General features: G+C 68.8%; 18 protein-coding genes and 1 pseudogene. 3 read left to right on the forward strand and 16 right to left on the reverse strand.

The window, feature by feature from the left end; genetic code table 11:
- Window positions 1-4 precede the first annotated feature (4 nt).
- From ASG88_RS05990 to ASG88_RS06025, 9 genes are all read right to left on the reverse strand, one after another.
- The gene (locus ASG88_RS05990; protein WP_157559584.1) at window positions 5-739 is read right to left on the reverse strand and encodes a hypothetical protein; all 735 of its coding nucleotides are present in this window, start codon (window positions 737-739) and stop codon (window positions 5-7) included.
- A 45-nt stretch (window positions 740-784) separates the two neighbouring features.
- Window positions 785-1,705 (reverse strand): DNA-processing protein DprA, encoded by a 921-nt coding sequence (locus ASG88_RS05995; RefSeq protein ID WP_056886532.1) that lies wholly within the window; start codon window positions 1,703-1,705, stop codon window positions 785-787.
- Between the two features lie 130 nt (window positions 1,706-1,835).
- Window positions 1,836-2,063, reverse strand: coding sequence for a hypothetical protein (locus ASG88_RS06000; protein WP_056886533.1), 228 nt, complete (start codon window positions 2,061-2,063; stop codon window positions 1,836-1,838).
- A gap of 140 nt (window positions 2,064-2,203) precedes the next feature.
- Window positions 2,204-2,551, reverse strand: a complete 348-nt coding sequence (locus ASG88_RS06005; RefSeq protein ID WP_157559585.1) for a hypothetical protein — start codon at window positions 2,549-2,551, stop codon at window positions 2,204-2,206.
- A gap of 5 nt (window positions 2,552-2,556) precedes the next feature.
- Complete coding sequence (locus ASG88_RS06010) at window positions 2,557-3,258, reverse strand: hypothetical protein (protein ID WP_056886535.1); 702 nt, start codon at window positions 3,256-3,258, stop codon at window positions 2,557-2,559.
- Window positions 3,255-4,733 carry a type IV secretory system conjugative DNA transfer family protein gene (locus ASG88_RS06015; protein ID WP_235534747.1) on the reverse strand — a complete coding sequence of 493 codons (1,479 nt, stop codon included), beginning with the start codon at window positions 4,731-4,733 and terminating at the stop codon, window positions 3,255-3,257. Before ASG88_RS06015 ends, ASG88_RS06010 begins: the two co-directional genes overlap by 4 nt.
- Entirely contained in the window at window positions 4,730-5,011 is a 282-nt protein-coding gene (locus ASG88_RS22960; protein WP_157559586.1) for a hypothetical protein, read from the reverse strand. The genes ASG88_RS06015 and ASG88_RS22960 overlap by 4 nt, the downstream gene beginning before the upstream one ends.
- Complete coding sequence (locus ASG88_RS06020; protein ID WP_056886537.1) at window positions 5,008-5,610, reverse strand: hypothetical protein; 603 nt, start codon at window positions 5,608-5,610, stop codon at window positions 5,008-5,010. The genes ASG88_RS22960 and ASG88_RS06020 overlap by 4 nt, the downstream gene beginning before the upstream one ends.
- Window positions 5,611-5,688: 78 nt before the next feature.
- Complete coding sequence (locus ASG88_RS06025; protein ID WP_056886538.1) at window positions 5,689-8,832, reverse strand: peptidoglycan DD-metalloendopeptidase family protein; 3,144 nt, start codon at window positions 8,830-8,832, stop codon at window positions 5,689-5,691.
- 205 nt (window positions 8,833-9,037) lie between these two features.
- Between ASG88_RS06025 and ASG88_RS06030 the strand changes: the two genes are divergently transcribed.
- From ASG88_RS06030 to ASG88_RS06040, 3 genes are all read left to right on the forward strand, one after another.
- Window positions 9,038-10,123, forward strand: a complete 1,086-nt coding sequence (locus ASG88_RS06030; protein ID WP_056886539.1) for a tyrosine-type recombinase/integrase — start codon at window positions 9,038-9,040, stop codon at window positions 10,121-10,123.
- Window positions 10,124-10,163: 40 nt separating this feature from the next.
- Window positions 10,164-10,523, forward strand: a complete 360-nt coding sequence (locus ASG88_RS06035) for a helix-turn-helix domain-containing protein (RefSeq protein ID WP_056886575.1) — start codon at window positions 10,164-10,166, stop codon at window positions 10,521-10,523.
- A 476-nt stretch (window positions 10,524-10,999) separates the two neighbouring features.
- Window positions 11,000-12,364, forward strand: coding sequence for a hypothetical protein (locus ASG88_RS06040; RefSeq protein ID WP_200956370.1), 1,365 nt, complete (start codon window positions 11,000-11,002; stop codon window positions 12,362-12,364).
- Between the two features lie 874 nt (window positions 12,365-13,238).
- Here the strand turns inward: ASG88_RS06040 and ASG88_RS24180 are convergent.
- From ASG88_RS24180 to ASG88_RS06070, 7 genes and pseudogenes are all read right to left on the reverse strand, one after another.
- A pseudogene (locus ASG88_RS24180) lies at window positions 13,239-13,415 on the reverse strand (SDR family NAD(P)-dependent oxidoreductase); the annotation flags it as partial.
- Between the two features lie 243 nt (window positions 13,416-13,658).
- A complete protein-coding gene (locus ASG88_RS06045; RefSeq protein ID WP_056886541.1) occupies window positions 13,659-14,843 on the reverse strand; it encodes an acyl-CoA dehydrogenase family protein in 1,185 nt (394 codons plus the stop codon).
- 45 nt (window positions 14,844-14,888) lie between these two features.
- Window positions 14,889-15,635 carry a tyrosine-protein phosphatase gene (locus ASG88_RS06050; protein ID WP_082599994.1) on the reverse strand — a complete coding sequence of 249 codons (747 nt, stop codon included), beginning with the start codon at window positions 15,633-15,635 and terminating at the stop codon, window positions 14,889-14,891.
- The gene (locus ASG88_RS06055) at window positions 15,632-16,825 is read right to left on the reverse strand and encodes a thiolase family protein (protein ID WP_056886543.1); all 1,194 of its coding nucleotides are present in this window, start codon (window positions 16,823-16,825) and stop codon (window positions 15,632-15,634) included. Before ASG88_RS06055 ends, ASG88_RS06050 begins: the two co-directional genes overlap by 4 nt.
- Window positions 16,822-18,621: a pyruvate, phosphate dikinase gene (locus tag ASG88_RS06060; protein WP_321163823.1), complete on the reverse strand. Its 1,800-nt coding sequence runs from the start codon at window positions 18,619-18,621 to the stop codon at window positions 16,822-16,824. The genes ASG88_RS06055 and ASG88_RS06060 overlap by 4 nt, the downstream gene beginning before the upstream one ends.
- On the reverse strand, window positions 18,564-19,166 hold the full coding sequence (locus ASG88_RS06065) for a hypothetical protein (RefSeq protein ID WP_157559587.1): 603 nt from the start codon (window positions 19,164-19,166) through the stop codon (window positions 18,564-18,566). Before ASG88_RS06065 ends, ASG88_RS06060 begins: the two co-directional genes overlap by 58 nt.
- 5 nt (window positions 19,167-19,171) lie before the next feature.
- Complete coding sequence (locus ASG88_RS06070) at window positions 19,172-20,647, reverse strand: class I adenylate-forming enzyme family protein (RefSeq protein ID WP_056886546.1); 1,476 nt, start codon at window positions 20,645-20,647, stop codon at window positions 19,172-19,174.
- Between the last annotated feature and the right edge of the window lie 9 nt (window positions 20,648-20,656).

Consider the following 20,656-nt stretch of genomic DNA (forward strand, 5'->3'; position numbering starts at 1 on the left):
AACTTCACAACGCCCTGGCGTTTGGTCGATCGTCGCAGAAGACGCAGTAGGCCGAGTCGAAGCCGAGAGTGCGGGCGACATCTGCGTAGTGCTGCGTCCCCTCATCCCGGTCCTCTGTGAACCATCGGCCGATGACTAGAAGCGCGACCGCAGTGGCGCCCACGTCGAGGAGGCTAAGCGCGGCGCTGAGGCCATTGGTGCCGCGGGTCCAGGTGTCGTCGACGACAAGCACTCGCTGCCCGCACGCGTCCCGGTGCGCATGAAAGCGGTCTGCGCGCGGGTCTTGGTGAGCCTCGCCAGCCCCTCCTGGCTGAAGCAGTTCGACGAGGCGACCATTCGCCCATCGAGTCGAGTCGAGAAGTTCCACAACGGGGTGCTGGCCCGGCCTCGCCTTGCTGCTCGGCACCCAAGTGACGGAGTCGAACCGATTGACACCCGCCTCGCGCGCCAGACATGCACCGTGACGCCAGCCAAAGTCGTCGAGCAGCGCCGCCAAGTCGTCCGCGTATCCGTCGGCGTCATCCCACTCCTTGTACCGCCACAACGCGTTCGTCAGCGCCCGGCCGTTTGACGCGAGTGAGATCGGCAGCACGGGCACGGCTTGGAGGGACACGTTGCCTTGCCAGGCTTCTTTGCAGGGCCAGCAGCGCGTGAACGAACCCGCAGGCTGATGGCACGTGTGGCATACGCCCGCCTGAGCCGGGAGCATCGGCAAAAGATCGGTCGGGTCGAATGCCACCTTTGCAACGTACCGACGGCCGATCGCGCCCGCAGACGAATGCGGCTACTCCTCGACGAGCCCGAGGAGGAGGCTCACCACATCGTCGTGGCCCCGAAGCGCGACAGCCTCGCCGCCCGCTTCGCGAGTCAACGACAGGCTGCCCGCGTTGGTCTCCGCAGCCCGTTCAGCCTCGTCGCTAGGAATCGGCACGGCCAGGATGCGGCCTTGCTCGACTGCGAACTTTGCGGTGCTCAAGGTGCCCGACTTCGGCGCGCACTGGATCACGACTGTCGCGGCCGATAGCCCGCTCTGGATCCGGTTCCGGGCGACAAGTGATCGCGGACTTGGCGGCATTCCGGGAGGCTGCTCAGACACCAACGCTCCACCCTCGTCGAGGATTCGCTTGGCGTCAGCGAGATGTTCCTTGGGCGATGGCACGTCTACACCGGACCCGAGAACAGCAATCGTTGCACCGCCAGCGCCAATGGCGGCACGATGCGCGGCGATGTCGATGCCCAAGGCGAGACCAGAGACGACACAAATCTGGTGCGCAGCAGCGCCAGTCGCGACGTACGACGCGGTCGACCGGCCCCACTCCGTGGTCGCGCGGCTGCCCACGATCGCGAGCCGTCGCGCGGGGTCGGGAATCGCGCCACGCACCCACAGAACGGCAGGCGGGTTCTTGATGCGCCGTAGCGCCATCGGATAGGCCTTATCGAACCACCCGATCAGGTGCATTCCCTCGCCAAGCTCGGCGAAGCTGGGCTTGCCGACGGCTTCGACCTCAACGCGGGCGACTGCCTTGCGCGCGTCCGGCGACGCATCGAGCAGAGCGTCCCAGGACTTGAAGGTCTCAGCGACTTTGATCGCCCTCGCTGCGCCCACGCCCGGAAGGTCCATGAGCGCGACAAGCGATGCCGCGTCCAACAAGTCGGTCGAGCCGCTGCCGGGCTCCTCAGCCTCGTTGAACAGGGTGGTCTCCACATCATCACCATCTCACGGTCAGAGCGCGTCAGGCGGCGTTCGACCTGCTGCCAGAACCGCATGCGAATGCGGTGACGGATCTGGTCCGAAAGCTCGGCCATGCCGGGGCGCCCATGATCGCAAACTTTCGTCAGTTGCCGGAGGCGGGAGGGACGTTCGCGACTGCGGCGACGGCGGCCATCGCCGCGGCGGCCCGCTGCTGCAGCACGCCGTCGACCGGGCTTGTTTGCCCGCTGGTGCGCCAGCTGGCCGACCAGGCGAGCAGGACCTTCGCAAGCGCCACGATCAAGAGAACGGCTCCGCCGAGGTAGGCGATAGCCACCACGATAAGGAGCGCAGAGGTCAGTTGATCCGACATTTTGCTACGCCTGGGAGGTCGATGGGGCGAGAACGCTCAGAATGGCCCTCCCACAACGAAGCGGGGTGTGACTACCCGCTGGAGGGGTTGCCGTTCTCTCAGCGGCGTTCTAACGCCGTCTTGAGTCCGTCGTGACCACTTCATCGCGATGGAGTGGTCACGAGCTCCACGTCTGGGGTCGACCCCGGCGACGGGATTGCGCGGTCCTCGACGGCTCGGCCGCGGGCGGCTGTCGCAGGCTCCTTGAGGTCTTCGGTCGCCTCGACCAGCTGACGCTGCTCCTCTGTGCTCGGTACGCCGTAGCGGCGTTCGGCCATCGCCTCGACCTGTGCAACGGCGTTCCACACGTGCTCGCCCGAGCCGTGGGAGTAGCAGGCGTTGACGTGTTCGCGGGCGTGGCCGAGCTCCTTTTTGCTTGAGCGCGGGTGCTCGCCGAGAGCCTTGAGGGCGCGCTGGGCTCGGCCGATGGCCTCGGAGCGTTCGTTCACCTGCATCATTCGCGGGGTCCCTTCTCGGTGCGGGTGCGCGGCTGAGCGCCGCCCCGCTCGTCGTCGTGGATTTCGCCGGTGTCGAGGTCGACGAGGCCGAGCCGCGGTGGACCGGCCGGGGGTTGTTCGTGTGCCCGCCGGTTGACGGGCAGAGCGTCGATGTCGTGCGCGAACGTGTTCTCGCGGCGCTGGCGGCTGGTGTCGGCCAGGTGCTCACTGTGGCGCGGCTTGGCCGGCCAGCTCTTGTGCTCGTCGTCGCAGTGGGTGCGCAGCCTGTTGCGCATCCGGTCCGTGAACGCCGGCAGGGAGTAGCGGTGCCACTCCTCGAGCGCGTCGCTGGTCATCGCCAGGCCGGCCCGCCGGCGCTGGTCGGCCAGGACGGCGATCTCGTGGACCAGGTGCGGGTGCAGAGGCCAGCAGCTGGGGATGAGCCCGGAGACATCCCAGGTGTACTCGCGGTTGAGCCAGATCACGACGTCCTCGAGCCACTCCCACAGGTCGTGACGCAGCTCGGGGTCCAGGCAGGTCGCCGGCTCCCAGGGCCGCGACAGCAGCGCGTGGTGGCCGAGGGCCTTCTTCTCCTCCTCGGTGCCGTTGATGGCGATGTGGAGCTCGCGGTAGGCGAGCCGGACGTGGTCCCCGGGGACGGGGAACGGGAAGACCATCAGCGTGGGTGCCGCCCGGCCGGTCTGTTGCTCGGTGGTCACAGTTCACTCCTTGCGTGGTCGGTCTCGTCGTCGACGAAGCCGAGACGGCGTGCCTCGACGAGCGCGCCGGTGGCTCGGGCCTCGGGGGTGATGACCATGCGCCGGTCGTTGGTGAGGCGCTCGCGCAGCGCCCGCTGGTCGGCCAGCAGTCGTTCGCCGGCCTTGCCTTCGACGCAGCGGTGCAACTTGGCGATGATCGGCTTGCCGTTCTCGGCGACGACCAGAGCTTGGCGTTCGGGCAGTTGCCGGACTTCCTCGGGCCGCATGATCGGGATGTCGTCGCCGGAGAAGCTCCGGCCGCAGCCGTTGAACCCGCCTGAGGAATGGGTGACCCGGCCGATGCGGACGGTTCCGAGGAGATCGGAGATCTCCTGGTTGAAGGCGACGTCCTTGGAGCCGCCGAACATCACCAGGGCGTTGGTGAGGCCGAGCAGTGCTCGTGCCTCGTGCTCGCCGAAGATGCTGGTCAGCTGGGGCCGAGTCTGGGCGGCCCAGATGAACGACAGCCCCTGGGCGCGTTCGTTGGCCATCCGGGTGCGCAGCGTGGGCAGCGGTGCGGTCGAGGGCAGCTCATCGAGCACCGAGACCAGGGGCGGGCACAGGCGGCCTCCCCACGAGGAGCTGTTGGCCAGCAGCAGGCCGGTGTCCAAGACGTGCTCGGCGACGGCGGTCATCAGCGGGCTCGCCGAGGCGTAGGGGTCTTCGCGGCCAAGCAGGTAGATGGTGCCGCGGCGCCGGATGACGTCGGCCAGGTCGGTGGCTGGCCGTCCGGGGCTGGGAATGCAGCGTCGTCGGATGTCGGCCTGGAAGAACAGCGAGACCGACTGCTGGACCGTGGTGACGGTGTTTCCGGCGGTGCGGTCGTCACCGTTCAGCGCCCCGTGCAGGAGGCCGTGCCAAAACGGCTCGGCGTGCGGGTGCCGCCGCAGGATCTCCATCGGCTGGGTGGCTGCCGTGGGGTTGGCGACCCACTGCAGCACGTCCTCGAGCGTCCTACCGGTCAGCGCCGCGGCGTGGAAGTAGCCCTGCAGCACCTTCGCGGACTCGGCGGCGTAGAACCGCGCAGCATCGTCGCCGGTGCCGCCGTTGATCGCGCCCTTGACGGTGCCGGCGGTGAAAGCCTTGGCGCGCCGCTCGGCGACCTTCGGGTCCACGCAGCCGGCGATCGGGTCCCAGATCAGCTCGTCGATGACGCCCTCGGCCAGGCCGAAGGGGTCCAGCACCACGCAGGGCCGGTCGTCGCGGGAGCGCTCGGTGAGGCTGAGCAGGAGGTCCTCGACCTTCGTCAGTGTCACCAGGGCGGCACCCGGCGCGCCGAGCAGCGCAGGGGTGAGCAGGTCGAGGGTCTTTCCGGATCCCTGCGGGCCGATTACGCCGGCGGTGCGGTCCCACGGCACCCACAGCTCGCCGCCTCGCGGCTCGTGGGCATCACCGATGCGCCAGCCCACGTCCCAGGGGTCGAACCTCAGCTTCATCGCGCCACCTCGGGAACGGTGTCCCCGCACGAGGCGAGGCATCGACGGCAGATCACCGCACTGCCGCGGCGTTCTTCTGCTCGGCGACCGAGGAGCAGGAAGGAGGCGTCGGACAGCAAGTCGCGCGCCTCGCAGAGGAGTTCCACCTGGCCGGCAGCCACGTAGTGGCGCTCGACGAGGACCGGCCGGTGTCCGCGGCGGCGACAGCGGCCGCCGCCCAGGCGGCGGCCGCGAGTGCGAAGTGTCGGGTTGCCGTGCAGTGGGGTCTCGTTGCTCATCGGTCTTCCTTCGTTCGCCGGCCGTGCAGGAGCCACGGGCTGAGGCCGTGGCCCAGATGCGGGCCGGGTTGTTCGGTGAGGTCGCCGGCGGTGCGCTGGACCGGTGCTGGTGTCGCGGCGGCGTGCTTGCCGTAGAGGTCCGGGCGGACGATGCCGGCGACCTTGCGGAGCCGGGTGACGCCGAGCAGCTTCTCGGCCTCGGCTGCGGTCGCCATGCCGCGCATGCGGCCCTGGCCCCACCGCTGGTAGGCCCACGCGTCGAGCCAGACGGTCGCGGTGAGCAGCGCGACCTCAGTCAGGGCGAGGCTGACCCAGACCAGGCCGCGACCGGCCAGACCGTCGGGAGTGGGGCTGGGCAGCCCGGCGTCGGCGTGTCCGCCGAGGACGCCGGGAAGGCTGGTCCAGAAGGCGGTGCCGATGGGTGAGGGGAACGCGCCGGCGTTGGCGTCGGGCCATGTCCATCCGGCGCCGGCGACCAGGTTCGCGACTGATCGTCCGAGTTGGATGCCGATGACGATGACGAACAGGGTCGCCAGGGCTACCGCGACTGGGATCTCCCAGGTCCACGGGTAGGGGTCTCGTCGTCGCTCACGCTGCATCGGTCTGGCCACCTCCAGGCGGTCGTGGGGTCGTTGGGCCTCGCTGGTCACCTATGTGCTGTCAGGGCTCCGGTGCGATCACACGGCGTGACTCGGGCGTGATGCGTTCTCTGCGAGCCAGGTCGAGGGGTCGACGTTGTCGGGGCCGTAGATGGAGCCGTTCTTGAGGTGGACCTCGAAGTGGAGGTGGCAGCCGGAGACGTTGCCCTCCTTGCCGACCTGGCCGATCGGCTCGCCGGCTGCGACGGTCTGGCCGCGGCTGACGCTGACGGTCGCCATGTGGGCGTACCAGGTGGTCAGGGACCCGGCGCCGGTGGTGACCTTGACCAGCTGCGGCCCAGCCCAACGCTGGGTGGTGTCGATCTCGATGGTGCCGGCGTGGGCGGCGTAGACGGTGGTTCCGCAGGGTGCGGAGAAGTCGGTGCCGGTGTGCCACTTGGACCAGTAAGGGCCGGTCTCGTGCCAGTTGTGGTTGTCGGTCCCGACGTACTGCGCGGGCACCGGATAGACGACCTCGTCGCAGGAGGCGCCCTCGAGGCCGACCGGCTGGACGGAGGCGCCGGGCTTGACGTTGATGTGGACATGGTCGAGGTGGTTCTCGGTAGCGCTACCGCGGTCCTCCATCGGCCGCCAGCCCTCGCCTGCGCGGGCGACCGACCAGATCCGCTGGTACCAGATGATGTAGTCGATGCCGAGCTTCTGGGCATTGGCCTTGGCGTAGGCGGCGAGACGGTCGCCCTGCGCGCGGCCCGCCGCGGTGAGTGGCACCATGAAGTCGGCGGCGAGCCCGGCCGGGTGGCCGTTGGGGTCGGTGGCGCTCTCGCGGTAGCCGCCGACGGTCTTGATGTCGAACATGGGGCCGAGGATGTTGACCAGCTGGGTCAGCTGCGGCTTGACCGGGCTGAGGTTGTACTTGGCCTCCGCGGTGCCGGAGTCAACTGCGCACCCGGCGCTGCTGCTGGCGGTGGTGGCGGTCACCAGCGGGTGGTCGGCGATCTTGCTGGCCTGGGTGCTGGTGTCGACCGCGGCGCTGGCCCAGGTGAGGTTGGCACCGTAGACGTGGTCGATCAGCGCGTCCTGCTTGGGCTTCTTGCAGGGCTCGGCAGAGCCTCCGAAGGCGTTGCTCAGCTCAGGGGTCAGTGCGCAGTGCGAGGAGTTGTTGCCGTCCTTGCCGTCGTTGAAGTCGCCCAGGATCACCGCAGGGGTGCCGGCGCCTGCGAGCTCGGTCATCGTGGCCAGCTGGCGGCGCAGCGCCTCCTGGCGGTGCCCGGCGGCGTTTCCTTGTGTGTTGGCCGGGTTGTGGATGCTCCAGACCCAGATCACCTGCCCGGTGGTCGTCGAGGTCAGTTGCACCAGGGGCATGCCGACGTCCTTGCCGCCGAAGTAGGGGATGTCGACGAGCCGGCCGTCGGTCTGCTCCCACTCGTTGCGGTCCCAGATCACCCGGTTCTGTGCCTTCCCGCTGGCCGGGTACATCCCCCACTTGGCCGCGTACTGGTTCTCCAGCGCCTGAGCCTGCGGGCCATGCACCTCCTGGAGGCCGGCGATCGAGATGTCGGCGTTCTCGATCGTGCGCATGGCGCCGGGCAGTCGCTTGTCCCAGGTGTCGTACCCGGGCCGCTCCCCCGGCTTGTCGGTGTGGCCGGCGCCGAGCAGGTTGAGGGTGCCGACGGTGATCGGGTTGACTGTCTCGCCCTGGCAGTTGGCCACGTTCGTGGTGGAGCCGTCGTCGGGCAGGTCCGGCAGGTCGCCGCCGAGCAGATCGGTGATGTCGCCGGCGACGTCCTCCCACTGGGCGTAGGCGTCTGGGTAGCCCGAGCGCTGGACGGCCTGCGCGGCCTGGGTGAGGGGCATGTTCTGCCAGCCGGGGATGTCGAGGAGGCCGGGGTTGCCGGTTTGCTGGGCCTGGCCGAAGAACGCGCGGGCCGCGAGGACGGGGTTGGTGATCTCGGCCCGGCTTCCCCAGCCGGCCGAGGGGCGCTGCTGGAACAGGCCGCCGGAGTCGCGGTCACCTCCGGTGAGGTTGACGAGCTTGGACTCCTGGATCGCGGCGGCGATCGCGATCTGCAGCCCGTAGCGGGGAATCTCGAGGTCGCGGGCGACCTGGGCGATGGTGATCGCGTTGCGGGCCTGGTCGGCGGTCATGGTCGGGTAGTTGGACGCGAACCGCAGGCGCATCAGCTGGGCGAGCACGTCGCCGGCCGGCGGCTCGGCGGACGTCCGGGCGGTGGTCGCCGCGGGCACGATCCCGTCGGTCGTGGTGGTGGTCTCGGGCGCGCTCTCCGGGCCGGCGCCGTTCATCGCGATGCGAGCCGAGAGCCAGTGGTGATCCGACACCATCGTGCCGTCCCAGCCCTGCTCGAGACGGGCGCCCTGGTGGTGCGGGAAGAAGATGAAGTCGACGCCGTGGTTGTGCCATCCGTAGCCGGCGGCCTTCATCTTCGCGGCCGCCGTCCAGGGGATGTTGGTGTAGGAGGCCTGGGTGTTCATGTCGCCGCCGATCAGCACCGGACCGTGGGCGGCGAGGGAGTTACGCAGCTGCAGCAGGATGTCCATTCCGGCGCCGTACTGCTGGGGCCGGGTCAGCGGCGGGTTGCCGTGCTGCTTCGGCCAACGGTGCGGGTTGGTCATGTGGTGGGTGGAGACCACCGAGACCACGGAGCCGTCGGCGCGGCGCAGCATCACCCATGTCGCGAAGCGGTCCCACGTGACCGGACGCCCGTCGTAGAAGGTCTTGTCGTCGTCGACGAGCTGGACCCGGCCGCCGTTGACCTTCGTCCAGGTCGAGCTCTTCCAGAGCACGACGTTGCCCATGGCCTGCTCGGCGCCGGTGCCGGTGCCGGCCGGGGCTGCCACCCGGAAGGCTGAGTAGCCCGGCGTGGCGGCTTCGATCTGCTCCAGGCTCCAGCCGCTGGCCTCGTTGAGGGTGACGAACTCGGGGTTCTTGGACAGGACCCTGGGCATGGAGGCCCGGAACCCGTCGAGGCCGGAGCGTCGCGGGATGTTGGCCTGCGCCATGGTGATCTTGCCGTTGACCGGGCCGCCCACCGGGCCGTCGATGGCTCCGAGGTCAGCGAGTTCGGTAGGCACGGTGCCTTGGCTGCTCTGGGTGCGGCACTCGGCGGCCGCGGTGGTCGTCATCACCACCATCAGCGTCACGAGGAACGGCAGCCCCATGAAGATGATCAGGACGGGCAGTCCCGCGAGCAGCAGCTTCTTCATGACAGGTCAGTCCCGAGGACGCGCGCGCTCAGGCGGCAATCTCTAGGAACTCAGGTTCGATCGGACGTCCATGCGCTCCGATCTGCGTTTGTACAGGTGGTATCGGTTGAGTTCCTGGAAGGCCTTGAACTGAGTGACCGTCGCCGTGACTGACGGTTTGGCTGTAGTATCGACGCATGATCGCCTCGCATGAAGTTGGTGACTGATGGGTTTGGTGGCACTGCCGGGTGGCAGCGCTGCTGATCCGGCACTGATAGGTGCGCAAGCGGTCCAGGACTTCGAGCAGGAGCTCGTCGACCAGTACGCGCTGGCGATGTCCGCGGCAGGTCTGACTGACCGCCACATCGGCTCGACCCGGGCGATCGTCATCGAGTTCGCTCGCACGCTGTCGACTCCACTGTGGGAGGCCACCTGCGCGGACGCAGACGCGTTCTTGGCCCAGCAGCGCCGGCGGGGGCTCAGCGTGTCGACCCGGGCGGGGAAGGCGGGCGCGCTGTCGGGTTTCTTCGAGTTCGTGATCGCCCGCTACGAGGGCACCATTCGCCGCACGACCGGTGTGTTGGTCGAGCAGCCGATCGATGAGTTCAATCGCCAATCCGGGGCATCGCTGGGCAAGATCCGGGTGCCGCCGTCGGATCACGAGATCGACTCGCTGTTTACCGCCTGGCGCGGATCGGTCCCGCAGGCACGCAAATACCTGCCGGCGGCCCGCGACTACTTCGCGGCCTCGCTGTGGCGCCGGCTCGGGCTGCGTATCAACGAGACCGTTATGCTCGACATCCGCGACTGGCGCCCCGATCTGGGTGAGTTCGGCAAGCTCCACGTCCGCCACGGCAAGGGCTCGGGCGGCCGCGGACCCAAGCCACGGCTGGTGCCGGCGATCAACTGCGCGAACCAGTTGATCGACTGGTGGCTGGCCGAGGTCCGTCCGCAGTACGGCGAGGACTGGGCCGACCCGGACGCGCCGCTGCTGCCCTCTGAGCGGTTCGACCGCGACTTGGACCGGTGCGGACGTGTCGGCGCGAACGCGCTGCGCCGCGCCCTGGGAATCCAGGTCGACCAGTGGCTCCCGGCGTGGTCGGGGCGAATGACGCCACACGTGCTGCGGCACTACTGCGCCTCGTCGCTGTACGCGGCCGGGATGGACATCAAGGCGCTCCAGGAGCTCCTTGGCCACCAGTGGCTGGCCACTACCTCGGGCTACCTCCACGTCCGCAGCGGCCACATCGAGCGCGCGTGGAACAGCGCGAGCGACCGCGTTGAGGCCCGCCTGGGCCTCCATATCGACTGACCCGACCAAACCGACCGAGGAAACGAAGGAGAGGATGCAGATGCAGTGGAGCCTGCGGCTGCGGGCCGCCGAACGAGGGATCTGGAAGTCCGCAGAGCTGCGGCGGATGCTGGCAGATGCCGGGCTTGAGATCTCCGCCGGGAAGATGTCGTCGTGGTGGGCCGGGACCCCGCCGACGATGCGCCTCGAAGAGCTCGACGTGCTGTGCGCCGTGCTCGACTGCACCCCGAACGACCTGATGACACCCGAGCCGGACAAGGTCGCCGCGCGCCGTCCCCGCACCACCGACGCGGCCAACGGCAACGGCGGAAGCGCGGATGGCGATCCGAACGGCAACGGCGGCACGCCACCGGCGGTCACACCCCGGCTCGGCAAGCTCCGCTCGACCCCACCGCTGTAGCACGCACCCCCATCGCCCACGGACACGACGAGCACGAGACGATCGGGATGCCCGCACCCGGCCCCCACGCGGCGTTGCGGCTGCCGCCCAAGTGCAACGCGTGCCAGAGCAACCGCGTCGCGTGGACCAGCCCCAGGGTCGACTTCTGCTATCAGTGCCTGCCCGGTGGCCCATTCGCGGCTCCACCGTGCAACCGCTGCCGCTCCCGCAGCGACTACTTCAGTCAGGGGCTGTGCAGCCGGTGCCATCCCCGCAGCCCCGAGCACATCGGATCCTGCAAGGGCTGCCTGGCCTGGGGCGTCTACCCCCGGCACAACTGGACCTGCTGGTCCTGCCGCTGGTGGCAGAGCCACTACCCGAAGGGCACCTGCGCCTACTGCGGCCGCGCCAGCCACGTCAGCGACCGACAAGCCTGCCGCCTGTGCCTTGAGAATGCCCGACTCGAACAGAAACCCGGGCGGGCACCCGATGTCGCCGTGGCGAACAAGGACAGCCAGCAGTTGTTCTTCGCCAACATGGTCTTCAAGCGTCGTGCGACGCCGGTGCCCGACTACGTCCGCTGGGATGGCCGGTGGTCGAAGAAGAGCAAGAACCAGCTGCCTTACCAACCTGGCACCAGCTTCGACGACGATGCGCTTGAGCAGCTGGCCCTGTTCGACATGGACCCCGACCCCGAGGTGCTTCGCCAACGCCTCCTGGTCGAGGACAGCGAACTGACGCGGTACTGCGCGGCCATCGTCGCCGACCACGCCGGCCGCTACGGCTGGAGCGTCAGGCAGCGCAATGCCGTGATCCAGTCCCTGCGGCTGCTGCAGATCCTGCGGCCTACTCCCACCGCGAAGGTCCGCGCCAGTGACGTCGTGTGCTTGCGCCGCTACGGCGGCACCATCACCTCCACCCTCGACGTCCTCGCCGAGGCCGACCTGCTGATCGAGGACGTACCGACCCGGGTCGAGAGGTACTTCAACGCCAAGTTCATCGCGTCCGGAGCCCTCCCGGACGCCATGCGGGAGCACCTCCAACTGTGGCTTCAGATCATGCTCGGCGGATCCCGACACGCACCTCGCCAGCTGCCCCGCGAACCCGAGACCGTCGAGATCCACATCCAAGGTCTCGCGCCCGTCGTTCAGACGTGGGTCGAAGCCGGCCGCCAGTCGTTCGCCGAGATCAGCAAACAAGACATCCTGGCCGCCCTCACGGCCCTGCCCGCCGGCACCAGCCACCGCCACTTCGCCGAGAACGGCCTGAGGTCGCTGTTCGAGATCCTCAAAGGCCGCCGACTCGTCTTCACCAACCCCATGCGCGGCATCGACCTGACCCGCGTGCCAACGAACCTTCCGCTGCCGCTGGACCCCGCCCTGATCCGGGCCGAGCTGAACTCCCCGAACCCGGCCGTCGCGCTCGCTGTCGCTCTGGTGGCCTTCCACGGCCTGACCGGCAAGCAGGTACGCGAACTGCAGATGATCGCCATCGTCGACGGCCGCCTCCATCTCGACGGCCGCGAGATCCCGCTCGCCGCACCCGTTAGGACCCGGCTCGCCGCCTGGCTCGACCACCGCAACCGAACCTGGCCGGCCACCGCGAACCCACACCTGCTCATCAACCGACGCACCGCGCCGCGCCTCGTCGCCAGCGGCCCGTCCTTTCCCTGGAAGGACAGCCGCGTCCGCCCACGGGCCCTGCGCGAGGACCGCATCCTGCACGAGATCCACGCCACCGGCGGCGACGTACGCCGCATCTACGACCTCTTCGGACTCAGCGTCGAAGGCGCCACCCGCTACCTCAAGACCGTCGAACACCCCGACCTGAGGAACCAGGACCAGCCTGGCACCCGGCCATGACCGTGTCACTACGTACCGCGCGGCGCGGGTCGAGAGTTGTCGCAACATCTTCACGCCACGGATAAGCAACCGCGGCGCGCACGATTCGGACACTCGGGTCCTGCTGACTTTGGTCACGGACCGAAGCGTTGCGGCTCAGCGTCCCCGCATCCGTCCCCCTGGACTGTCGAATGGCGGGGGGACGTGGCGCCCCGCGCTGCGTTTACGCAGGTCAGGCGGCGTCCCCCCGAAACATCAAGGAGATTCCAGAGCCGGTGGCTCGAGTGGTGGAGGTGCCAGATGCAGCGAAGATTGACTACCGTCGCGCGGGTGGCGGGATAGCCATGCACGGGCGGGGTCCGTCAAAGTGTGGCTCACAGATGCTGGCCGGACCATCGGCGGACATCTGGACGACAGCCCATCCTCACGGTCTACGACGTCATCCGCACACGGCTTGAGGTCGAAGCCGGGCAGTGCCATCAACGAGGAGGGGAGGCGCTCACGTCTAACCAGATCGGGGCCTTCGCCGGCCACTACCCCATTCGGCGGGTCAGACCGCCAGCGTGCCGGTGGCACCGCCGTCCAGGACGAGCTCAGTGGCAGTCATGTACGACGGACTGGTCCGAGGCCGAGGAACGCGACGGCGTTGGCGACCTCCTCGATCTCGGCGAGGCCCATCGGGATCATCTTGTTTCCGAGGTCGTCGAGCGATGCACCTGCCATACCAGCGCCGTAGTCGGCCATCGCTGTCTTCACGTAGGTCGGGGGACTGAGTTGCCCCCCCGTTGGCCCCGGCGTACTCGGCTGCGACGCCCTTGGTCATCACGCGCACCGCGCCCTTGGACGCGCCGTACAGCGCATGGCCCGCGACGCCGACAAGACCGGCCGCCGAGGATCATGTTGATGATCGATCCCCCCGGTTCACCATGTGCCGGACCGAGTGCTTCGTGCCCAGGAAAGTGCCGGTGACATTGATCGCCATGAGTCGGTCCCACTGCTCCATGCTGGTCTCGTCCAGCGGAGAGATCACGTAGATGCCCGCGCTGTTGAACAGGATGTCCAGGCTGTCGAACTCCTCGACCGTCCCGGGCTACCACGTCGACCCACCGCCTGCTCGTCGGTGACGTCGAGCGGCAGGGCGAGACCCGTCCGGCCGCGCCCGCGACCAGTTCGGCGGTCGCAGCGAGGCCCTGGCTGTCGACATCGGTGGCGAGGATGCCGGCACCGTCCGTGGCCAGCCGGACCGCGCTCGCGCGGCCGATGCCAGCGCCCGCGCTGGTCCCCCCGGCGGTCGCCGAGTCGGCTTCGTCGTCGACTACTGCTGTACGCCGACGATCCTGCGAGCGGCTCGCTTCGCGATCGAGTATCGGTGCACTTCCGACGGACCGTCGTAGATCCGGAACGGCCGCAGCTCACGTGCAATGCGGGCCACCGGCAGATCAGCCGAGACGCCGAGCCCTCCACACATCTGCTGCGCCCGGTCCGCGACTCGGCATAGCGACTCGCCTGCGAACACCTTGGCGATCGACGTCTCCTCGGACCCTCGACCGCCGTCGTCAAGGACTGCGCACGCCTTCAGCAGCAGCGACCGGGTAGCCGCCAGATCGATCTCGCTGTCGGCGATCATCTGCTGCATCATGCCGAGATCGACTAGCCGCTCGCCGAAGGCCCTACGCTCGGCGACAACACGAACGGCGGTCTCGTGGGCCCTTCGGGCTGCTCCGAGCCAACGCATGACGTGGGTCATGCGCGCCGGGCCGAGGCGGACCTGTGCGTAACGGAACCCGAGGTCCGGCTCGCCCAGGATCGCAGAATCCGGGACCTCGACGTCGGTGAAGGTCATCTCGCAGTGACCACCGACCATCGATCGGTCCTGGGTGTGCACGTGCCGCCCCACCTGGACGCCTTCGGCGTGAGCGGGCACGAGGAACATGGTGGCCCCGTGCCCGGGGTCACCAGGCGTTCCGGCGGTTCTGGCCATCACGATGAAGAAGCCGGCGCCGTCGGCTCCGGTGATGAACCGCTTGCGCCCGTTGATGAGCCACCCCCCGCCGGAGCTCCGCTGCGCGACGGTCATCAGGGCGCTGGGGTCGGATCCGGCTCCGGGGGATGGTTCGGTCATCGCGAATCCCGACCGGATCTCGCCTCGAGCGAGCGGCGCCAGGAACTCCCGCCTCTGGTCCGGGGTCGCAACGTGGTCGAGCAGGTGCATGTTGCCCTCGTCCGGTGCTGCGATGTTGAGGGCGAGCGGTCCGAACAGGGAGTAGCCGGCTTCCTCGAACACGGCGGCACGGTCGACCATGCCTAGCCCTCCACCGCCGAACTCGGTCGGAGCGTGCGGGGCGAAGATCCCGTGGGAACGGGCGGCTGCCTGGAGCTTGACGCGAACGAGGTCGCCTCCGGCGGCTTCGATGTCGCCGTCGTGGGCATCGTCGATCGGTAGGACTTCGCTGCGGATGAACTCCCGCGTCCTCTGCGCCGTTAATCGTGGGTCGTTCATTACTTGTCTCGCTCCTGGAATGTGGATGGTCACGGCGGCGCCTGCTCAGCTCGGCTCCACCAGTCGATCGCGAAGCAGCGCGACGGTGGTGTCAGGGATTCCCTTCGCCTCGGCCCACGCCTCGGCGGTGCCGTACTTCGCGACGAGGTGGTCCAGTGCTCCGGCCACCGAGTGCGGCTCGCACTCGTAGATTTCCGGGCTGAGAGTCTCCATGTTGTGGGCGTAGTGCGCCCAGGTTCGCAGACGCGCACGAATGCGTTCCATGTTGTCGGCCGTGCGCATGAAGTCCCGCTCCGCCTCGTCGGGTCGCACGCCTGCCAGGAGTTCAACCAGCAGCATCAGCAGACCGGTCCGGTCCTTCCCCGCCGCACAGTGGGCCAGGACCGGCCGGTCCGCGAGGTGGGCGAGGGTCTGCACGGCGACGGGCAGGTTGGCGTCGTTGTCGAGATGGTCGATGTAGAAGTCGAGCAAGACCCTGCCTGGTGGACCCTTCGGTCCGTCGACGTCGATGAGGGGCACGTTCACGTACTGGATCGGATGATTCACCAGCGGACCGCGGCCCTCACGGATCGACTCGCGGCCGATCCGCAGGTCGATGACCGTCCGGATGCCGATTTCGTCGACCAGCACTGCGGCCTCGGCGGCGGTGATGTCCTGAAGGCTGTCGCAGCGGAACACAAGGCCCGTGCGCAGTTGGCGCCCGTCCACGGTCTCCAACCCTCCGATGTCTCGGAGGTTCGCGAGTGTCGACAGTTTCGATAGGTACGGCGGGGACTGCGGCGAGAAGATCATTGCGGCGCCTCTAGCAACGTCGCGTTCGCCATTGCACCGCTCTCGCACATCGTCATGACTCCTTTGTCGACCCCAGGGATCTGCAGTTGTTCGATCAGCCCCGCCAGGAGCCTCGCCCCCGAGGCGCCGATCGGATGGCCGTAGGCGATCGCGCCGCCGTCGACGTTGACCGTCTCCGGATCGACCGCGATGTTCTTCTGCCAGGCGAGGACCACGCTGGCGAATGCCTCGTTGACCTCGTACCTGTCGATGCCGTCGGCCCGGACGCCGGCGCGGTCCAGAAGCTTGCGGGTGGCGGGGACCACGCCCATGAGCATGAGGATCGGGTCGTCGCCCACGACGGTGCCGCCCGTGATGGCCGCGAGCGGGCGTAGTCCCCACCGATGGGCGAGCGACTCCTCGACCACCAGGGTCGCGGCAGCTCCATCGGTGACGGGCGAGGAGTTGCCGGCGGTCACCCGCCAGTCGATCTCCGGGAAGCGCTCCTGCATCTCCGGGTCCTGGAAGGCCGGCCGCAACCGCTCGAGCGCGGCCAGCGACGTGGTCCGTCGTATTCCTTCGTCCGCATCGACCCGCTTCCCGTCGCCCCGGATCACCGGGACGACGTAGCGCGCGACCCGGCCCTCGTCCTGGGCGGCTGCTGCCCGCTGGTGGGACCGCAGCGCAAAGGCGTCAAGGCTGGGGCGCGACAGTCCATAGCGGCTGGCGATCAGCTCGGCGCTGATTCCTTGCGATACCAGGCCGTCGGGATAGCGAGCACGCAGCCGCGGACCCTGGTCGTCACGCCCCATCCGGTTGGTCCGCATCGGCACCGTGCTCATCATCTCCACGCCCGAGGCCACCGCGACGTCGTAGGAACCGGCGATCACACCCTGCGCCGCGAAGTGCAGCGCCTGCTGGAACGATCCGCATTTCCGGTCGATGCTGACCCCCGGCACGCTCTCGGGCATCCCGGCCGCGAGCAGCGCGTGGCGAGCGATGTTCCCCGACTGCTCCCCCACCGGTAGGGAGCATCCGGCGATCACGTCGTCGACCCGCGCCGCGTCGATTCCGCTGCGCTCGACCAGCGTGCTCAGCACGCCTGCCAGGAGATCCACCGGGTGCTCCCCCGCCAACGCGCCCTCAGTCCGCCCCCGGCCGAACGGGGTGCGCACGAGCTCCACGACGACGGCGCGCCTGGCTCGGGTCATTTCGGCACGTCCCGTGTGACGCCTCGTCGAGCCGCCACGGCGGCGAGCAACAACGGCAACGGCTCGGTGCTGACGAAGTCGCGGATGCCGGCTGCCAAGGCCGCGCCCATGCCGGCCTCGGTGGCGAGGACCGCGCCGCTGACCACCTTCGCGTCGGCCACCGCGGCCGCCACCTCGGCGGGGTCGAGGACTCCTGCACTGTCCAGGTCGAGGACCTCGCCGGTCGCGGTGCTGCTCACCTCGATGCCGGCGAGCTTAGCCGCCCACCGACCCAGTGTCGCGAGCGCCGGGTCGTCATCCGCGGCTACCAGGGACAAGGCACCGCTATGCACCCGTCCATGTGTTCCGTCCACCGTCACGATCTTGCCCGCGATCGCGGCGATGGCCCCCTCACCGGCACCCACCACAGCCGGCAAACCGAGTCCACGGCAGACGACGGCGGCGTGGCTAGTCGACCCACCGACCTCGGTACAGACCGCTCTCGCGGCGATCATGGCTCCGACGTCCTCGGGGCTGGTGTGCCGGGCGACGAACACCACGTCCGACCCCTGCTCGGCGAGTCGTACGACCTCCTCGGGATCGGAGACCGCCACGCCCACGCCGGCACCAGGAGAAGCGGCCTCGCCGGTCGCCAGCACGGTCGACTCCTCGGCGGAGCGAACGTCGACCTGAGGGCGCACCATCTGCGTGACCTGGGCAGGCGTGACCCGTGCGAGGGCCTCCGGCCGACTGATCAGGCCCTCGTCCGCCAAGGCGACCGCCAGCCGTACGGCGGCCTCCGGGCTGCGCTTGGCCGCGCGGCTCTGCAGCAGATAGAGCCGACCACTCTCCACGGTGAACTCGATGTCCTGGACGTCACCGTTGGACTGCTCCAGCAGTTCGGCAGCTTCGATCAGCTGCCGATGGATCTCGGGTTGCTGGGCCTTGAGCTCGGACAACGGTAAGGGGTCAAGCACACCGGAGACGACGTCCTCGCCCTGACCGCCGGGGAGATACTCTCCGTAGGGCTCGCGGACTCCGGTCACGGGGTCGCGACTGAACAGCACTCCGGTGCCGGAGTCGTTCGACATGTTGCCGAATACCATCGCCTGGATGGTGACGGCCGTCCCGAGGTCCTCCGGGATGTCTGCGTGGCGCCGGTAGGTGACTGCCCGCCGCGAGTACCACGACTCCAAGACCGCGCACACGGCCTCGATGAGCTGCTCCCACGGGTCGCTGGGGACCGCGCGGCCGGTCGCGCGGCGGATCTCCGCACGCAGGTCCGCGGCCGGCGCCATGGAATCGGGCAGATCGGCCTTGCGCACGATGTCGCCGAAGCCGGCGAGGAAACGGCGGTGGGTGTCGGCCGCGAGTTCCACCGGTGCGCCGTCCTTGATCAGTCCGGCCTCGACGTCGTCGTTGATGCCCAGGTTGAGGACCGTGTCCATCATCCCAGGCATGCTGATCGAGGAACCGGAGCGAACCGAGACCAGGAGGGGACGGCGCCGGGCGCCGAACCCTCGTCCGGTCTCCTCCTCCAGATAGGCGATCCCGCGGCGCACCGCCGCCATGGCTTCCTCGGGAAGTTCCTTGCCGCTCCGGTGGTACTCCCGGCAGACCTCGGTGGGAAGGACGAACGCGGGCGGCGTGGGCAATCCCAGTTGCCTCATGCGTGCGAGGCTCCATGCCTTCCCGCCGACCTCGAGACGATCAGGCAGGTCAGATCCGTCCAGGCGAACGTACCAATTCTCCACGGTTCTCACTCCTGGCGGGTTCGGCCGAGAACCCGAAGCAGGTCCTCGTGCAGTTCGTGCCACACGGTGTGATAGCTGTCGACGCGGACCCCGCTGACGTAGTCGGTCTCGCCGGCGAGCGCTCGGTCGTAGGCGCGCTCGAGCCGGTCGCCGTAGACCTCGAGCCGAGGAACGGCGCCGCTGAGGGCGCCCAGCGTGGGCTCAGCACGTTCGTGCAGCTCGCCGAGCTCGTCGAGGATCGCAGTGTCGTAGGCCACGTCGCTGTGATCGTTGGGCACGCTCGTCCCAGCGGTGGTGGTCGTCTGCCACCGTGTCAGCAAGTCGAGCAGCTTGCGGTTGACGACCTCGAACCGGTCTGCCGCCGCTTCGACGGCCGGATCGGAACGCACCTCCGCGTAGGCCACGGGATAGAGCTCGTCCAGTACCTGGCGGCCGGCCGGAGTGGCCATGTGTATCCCGGCACCACCGGCGACAAGTCCGTCCTCGGCCGCGGCGGAGAGAGTCGTCGCGATCTCGCCGCTGTCGCGGCCTAGGAACTCGGCGATCTGGTCGGCGGTTCCCGACTTCTTCACGGTCAAGGCGTGAAGGACGAGGTCACGCAGTTCCATGGCCCTCATTCCTTTCTCGTCGTGGCACTCAAGGCCAGTTGGTTGCGAACTTCACGGCGCAGGATCTTTCCAGCCGAGCTCTTCGGCAGGTCGTCGAAGAAGGTCAGCCCGCGCGGCCGCTTGTAGCCAGCAAGGTGCGAGCGGGCCCACCCCAAGATCTCCTCGGCATCGGCGGGACCGCGGGTGGCGACAACGGCGTGCACCGCCTCGCCCCACCGCTGATCGGGTAGTCCGACGACTGCAGCCTCGCGCACCGCGGGGTGGCTGAGCAGGCAGTCCTCCACTTCGCGGGGATAGACGTTGAAGCCGCCGCTGATGATGATGTCGTGCTTGCGGTCCAGCAGATAGAGGAACCCGTCCTCGTCGACGGTGCCGATGTCGCCCGTGTGCAGCCACCCGTCGCGCAGTGTTCGCGCCGTCTCCTCGGGGCGGTTCCAATAGCCGCTCATGAGAATCTGGCCACGCACGACCACCTCGCCACTCTCGCCGGGCGGCACCTCCTGGTCGTCCTCATCCACCACCCGGACCTCCACCATGGAGTAGGGCCGGCCGGCCGAGCCGACCCGGTCGTGCTCGTCAGGGCGCAACAGGGTGATCGTCATCGGCGCCTCGGACTGGCCGTAGGTCTGGGTGAGGACCTGACCGAAGACCTGCTGGGCACGCTCGGCAACAGCGGGGGCGATCGGCGAGGCGCCGTAGCACAGGGCGCGCAGTCGTCCCGGGTCCAGGTCTTCTACGCCCGGCGCGTCCAGGATCATGGCCAACATGGTCGGGACAAGGAACGTCGTGGTCGGCCGCCATCGCGCGAACTCGGCGAGGTAGGTCTCGGCGCTGAAGGAGGGGATCATCACGTTGTGTGCCCCCCGGATCAGGTGGGGCAGGAAGAACGATCCGCTCGCGTGCGTCACCGGCGCGGCGTGCAGCATCACGTCGCCTTCGCCGATCCCAGGGATCAGGTCGACGAGGTAGTTGGTGATCTCGGCGTGCTCGGAGCGCATCGAAAGCGTGACGGCCTTCGACGGTCCGGTGGTGCCGCCGGTGTAGCCGAGCCGGTAGGGGGCCTCCGGATCGCGAGGGACGTCACAACGGCTCTCCGGTCCTCGAAGCGACAGCTCGTCTACGTCGTCGAGGTCGAACTCGAACTCGACCGGCGCGGGCGAGGGGCCCGTTCCGATGAAGCCGCGGCACTCGGCGTCGGTGATGCGGTACGCGTGGTCCTGTTCAGTGTCGCGCACGTTGAGCGAGACACGGACCAGACCTGCCTTCGCCAGGGCGTAGTACGCCACGACGCCGGCGATGCCGTTGGGCAGCAGCACCGCGATCCGGTCGCCGCTCTGCAGTCCCCGTTCGCGTAGCGCGTTGCCCAACCGGTCAGTGGCCCGATCGAACTCCACGAAGCTCATCGTCTTGTCGCCGCACGTGATCGCTGGGGCCGAGCCGAAGCGTCGCGCGGCCCGGCGGATCAGATCACCGATCTCCACTGGTTGTCT

This window comes from Nocardioides sp. Soil777 (genome assembly GCF_001428425.1).
GTDB classification, from domain to species: domain Bacteria; phylum Actinomycetota; class Actinomycetes; order Propionibacteriales; family Nocardioidaceae; genus Nocardioides; species Nocardioides terrigena.

Bases quoted from the DNA above. Each gene is read 5' to 3' on its own strand.
- ASG88_RS06000 (WP_056886533.1), bottom strand. From the start codon at position 2,063: ATGTCGGATCAACTGACCTCTGCGCTCCTTATCGTGGTGGCTATCGCC.
- ASG88_RS06015 (WP_235534747.1), bottom strand. From the start codon at position 4,733: ATGAAGCTGAGGTTCGACCCCTGGGACGTGGGCTGGCGCATCGGTGAT.
- ASG88_RS22960 (WP_157559586.1), bottom strand. From the start codon at position 5,011: ATGAGCAACGAGACCCCACTGCACGGCAACCCGACACTTCGCACTCGC.
- ASG88_RS06020 (WP_056886537.1), bottom strand. From the start codon at position 5,610: ATGCAGCGTGAGCGACGACGAGACCCCTACCCGTGGACCTGGGAGATC.
- ASG88_RS06025 (WP_056886538.1), bottom strand. From the start codon at position 8,832: ATGAAGAAGCTGCTGCTCGCGGGACTGCCCGTCCTGATCATCTTCATG.
- ASG88_RS06030 (WP_056886539.1), top strand. From the start codon at position 9,038: ATGGGTTTGGTGGCACTGCCGGGTGGCAGCGCTGCTGATCCGGCACTG.
- ASG88_RS06035 (WP_056886575.1), top strand. From the start codon at position 10,164: ATGCAGTGGAGCCTGCGGCTGCGGGCCGCCGAACGAGGGATCTGGAAG.
- ASG88_RS06045 (WP_056886541.1), bottom strand. From the start codon at position 14,843: ATGAACGACCCACGATTAACGGCGCAGAGGACGCGGGAGTTCATCCGC.
- ASG88_RS06050 (WP_082599994.1), bottom strand. From the start codon at position 15,635: ATGATCTTCTCGCCGCAGTCCCCGCCGTACCTATCGAAACTGTCGACA.
- ASG88_RS06055 (WP_056886543.1), bottom strand. From the start codon at position 16,825: ATGACCCGAGCCAGGCGCGCCGTCGTCGTGGAGCTCGTGCGCACCCCG.
- ASG88_RS06065 (WP_157559587.1), bottom strand. From the start codon at position 19,166: ATGGAACTGCGTGACCTCGTCCTTCACGCCTTGACCGTGAAGAAGTCG.